The 3,506-nt window shown below is 58.2% G+C and carries 3 protein-coding genes; all 3 read right to left on the bottom strand.

Translation table 11 applies throughout. The annotated features are described in order from the left end of the window. Positions 1-54: 54 nt before the first annotated feature. Genes KJP28_RS19775 through KJP28_RS19765 form a run of 3 tightly spaced genes read right to left on the bottom strand, consistent with a single transcriptional unit; the run spans position 55 to position 3,360 of the window. On the bottom strand, positions 55-846 hold the full coding sequence (locus KJP28_RS19775) for a TniQ family protein (RefSeq protein ID WP_007803196.1): 792 nt from the start codon (positions 844-846) through the stop codon (positions 55-57). Continuing rightward, positions 843-1,766 (bottom strand): TniB family NTP-binding protein, encoded by a 924-nt coding sequence (locus KJP28_RS19770; RefSeq protein WP_235872058.1) that lies wholly within the window; start codon positions 1,764-1,766, stop codon positions 843-845. The genes KJP28_RS19775 and KJP28_RS19770 overlap by 4 nt, the downstream gene beginning before the upstream one ends. Continuing rightward, positions 1,726-3,360, bottom strand: a complete 1,635-nt coding sequence (locus KJP28_RS19765) for a Mu transposase C-terminal domain-containing protein (RefSeq protein ID WP_024099411.1) — start codon at positions 3,358-3,360, stop codon at positions 1,726-1,728. Before KJP28_RS19765 ends, KJP28_RS19770 begins: the two co-directional genes overlap by 41 nt. Positions 3,361-3,506: the final 146 nt, after the last annotated feature.

Here is a 3,506-nt window from a genome sequence, read left to right as displayed (position 1 = left end):
TGTCGCGTTGCCCTTAAATCTGAGACACGACGCGTTCGGGGATATTTTTTGCCCTTAATTATGAGATTCCACTGCCATCGCGCCTATGCTTTTCGCGCGCTGCCGGGCGATGTAATCGACCGCGGCAAGCAGACGTGGCTCCTTATCGAAGGCGCGCAATAGAGCAACCCTTGCATAGTCGTCGATGCCGGAGCTTGAGATGGCCGCTTTGACCAGTGGACGGGATTGGGCTGCATCAATTGCAGCAAGGCAAAACAGCCTTACTTCCAGCCTGTGGCCCTGAAGAGCGTATAACGGATCTCCGCGGAAGGCCTTTAATGATATGGCAAAGGTGACCGCGCGCATTGCGCGCCGAAATTGCTTGGAGCTGCGTAATCGCGCGGCGTATTCAAGCCGCGCGGCGCCGTTGCGCGCACGATTTATCAGCTTTTCGGGCATCTGTTCGCCACTGGCCTTGCCGAGCGTCGGCACAAGTCTCGTCCCACAAACCTGGCAGTCGAATGCCCAGGCTCGCCTCCAATGCTTGAGCGAAAGGCCCTCTCTGGAACATTGCAGGCAATGCTGGAATGGTATCTGGGCCGTCAGCGAGGCTTCTCGTGTCGTCATTGCTGGGAAGGTCAAAGATCGCACAACATCTGGGTCAATCCGTGCGGCGTTGGCAATCTTCGCCGCCGCAGCCGCGTCGACGTTGAAGTTCAAGGCGGTGCCATGCGCGGTATCGATTCTGAGATGAGCCAGTAGTTCCGCATCATCACAGTAGTTGGCCGCCGCCAGCCTAGACAACCAACCTGACAACAACTCGTCGGGCAGCGGCGCGACAGTCTTGGGCAGCGGGTGCGGCTTCACACCCCGGACTTCTCGAGCCGCCGATGGGGGTTCGCATGGCGCGACCAAACCGGCGTCCATTTTGCGATTGCGTCATCGGTGATGCATTCATCACCTGTGACAATGGCGTCGATGGAAAGATCCTTGATCAGGGCGAAGATGCGCGAGGTCACCCCGCCGGTCAGCGCAAGTATCTGCTTTAGTGACTTGACCTTCAGATTGGATTTCTTCTCGAGGGGCATTGCCGCGATGAGTGTCTGGATCATGTCCGAGAACTCGGCGTCGTCGCGCCAGTTTGGAAGGTGATGTTCGTCCAGCCGCCTGGCAAGCTGGATATCACCACGGATGGCATCGACGGCCTCGCTGACCCCCAGGCAGACCAGCGACACTTCGAGTTCATTGCTGAGATACCGCAGAACATTGAGAAAGCGGCGCTGTTCGCGGTGGGTCCCGGCCAAGAGGTTGTGGACTTCGTCGATCATGATCATCCGCAGGCCAAGGTCGCGCAAGAGCGCGACGACACGGACTTCGAGGGAGGCCACATTTTGAGCGCGCGCGCTCAGTGCCGTGGCCGGTGCCCCGACGGTCGCCAGGATGTGCAGATAGAACCGTCGTTCGTCGGGAGCTGGTGGTGCTTGTAACAGTAACAGCGGCGTTCGCGTAATTCCCGATGCTGGGTCATATTCCGGTGCATATCTGCGCGAAAGATTGCGGGCGATCATCGTCTTTCCGATCCCGGACGCGCCATGCACAAGAAGGCCAGGCATACGGGTTTGCCTTGGCGCTTCGATCATACACTGCAAACGGTCCAGAACTTGTTCGGCCCGCGGAAAGCCAATCCAGATATCCGATTGAATGAGGGTGATCCGACCGTCTTCCTCTGTTTTTCCTGCCCTCAATTCACCATCTCTCCACCTTGAACAATGGGCGCGATGTATCACCCGTATCGATCGCGCGCAGCCCTTCGGTTGTTGAGACGGCCGAGTTGGCGCCCTCCAATGTCCCTTTTCTTTCACGGGATCGGCGTTCGGCCCTCGTCAGGCTCCGGCTTTCAGACTCGATTTGGCGTTGCTGTCGGATCAGCTCAGCCAGGACCAGCTCATTGGACCCGGACTTGCCAAGGGCACGGGCATTCCTCATGGCTTCGCGATATTCCCAGAGCGACACAGGCGGAATTTCCAGGTTTCGGTACCGAGCTTCGACGTATCGGTCATTATCCAGTTCGACCCAGATCACCGAGAGGTCGCGAGGGTCGTAGCGGACGACCACCTTTCCATCCCCGCGCCCGATGTGGCCTGCAAGCGCATCGGACCAGTACCGTATCTGGAACAGATGGATGCCGTCACGCCTGACCTTGCGCAGTTCACTTGGCAGAAAGCTCACCCGAAAGGCTTCAATCTCGAAGGGGATATCGCCCATCATTTGCTCTGAGAGCGCCTCCCATTTGGCAACGGGCGTGCAGCCAAGACTTGAATGAATGCTGTTGTTGTAGCGGCAGATTTCCAGAGCAAACCAGCGATCGAAGTCGCTTAAGGTCATCGTGGCCATGCCCTCGGCGTCATAGTCGCCCTTGGCCACGACCGAGGATTGCGTTGTTCCAGGCAACAGGTGCACGGCCCCCATCATCGTGCCGATCAATCGTTCGATGTGCCCTCCGAAATGAGGACTGCCTGGCGGCCGATAGACCAGATCGATCCCCCATTCCGCACATGCCGACCGAAAGGCATGCGACCGGAAATCGCGCCCGTTATCGACGTGGATGCTATGCGGTTTACCCTGCGCGGGCCAAGGAACATTGCGCACCAATTCCGCCAGAAGTTCCGCCTTGGGGGCCACAGCCTGTGTCAGGCAAAGCGCCACCGACAGACGCGAAGGTGCCTCGAGAGAGGTGTAATATCCGGTCACCATCCGCGTTGCGACGTCGATCGCCAGCGTGACCCAAGGCCGCCCAATTGGTTTGCGTTCAAAACTGTCGACGAGAATGATGTCCGCAGGCGTATGGTCGATTTGCACGACCTCCAGTGGCCGGTTTGCCTTGTTGTCGCCTACGACCGGCGCAAATTTCTGGCGGGCCGCCTTTGCGCCTTCGCGTGCCTTGGCAATTTCACGGGCATCCATTGCATCCAGCCTGCGCTGAACCGTCCGACGTGTCGGCGGTTGCAAGCCCTGCTGCCAGCACGCGCTTCGGATTTCTGTCACGATGCGCGACAGGCTTGGGCGTTCCCGCCGTAAGAAATAACGGCGAAGATGTTCTTCGATCACCGCTTCCACCTTGCCGGATATCAAGGTTGTACCAGTCGGGCGGCCCCGTTTCCGAGAAGCCAGCGCGCTGGTGCGCCCACCCTCTTCGGCCAGACGCTTTATCCAGCGCCAGACAGTCGCCCTGCTGACACCAAGCTCCCAAACGGCGTCATTGATGCCACTTTCCAGACTGCCAGTTCCTTTGAGATATGCCTGAACAAGCGGACGCAGAACGGCCGCCCTGCGCGCCTCCTCAGCACCAGCGGCAACGAAGTCTTCGCGATCATCATCCATCAATATTTGCCACACGAAGCTGCGAACCCTGTCTCAGGTTTAAGGGCAAAAATATCGGATTTAAAGGCAAAATATCATATTTAAGGGCAAAGCAAGGCCGTTGATTTCGTTGGATTTCTCATCTCACAATTAAGGGCTACGCGACA

This window comes from Maritimibacter dapengensis, from assembly GCF_019218265.1.
Taxonomy (GTDB): domain Bacteria; phylum Pseudomonadota; class Alphaproteobacteria; order Rhodobacterales; family Rhodobacteraceae; genus Maritimibacter; species Maritimibacter dapengensis.
The sequence above is the reverse complement of the archived record's forward strand: the minus strand, read 5'-3'. Positions and strand labels throughout refer to the sequence as shown.

Excerpts from the sequence above, each read along its gene's own strand:
- KJP28_RS19765 (WP_024099411.1), bottom strand. The coding sequence starts at position 3,360 with ATGGATGATGATCGCGAAGACTTCGTTGCCGCTGGTGCTGAGGAGGCG.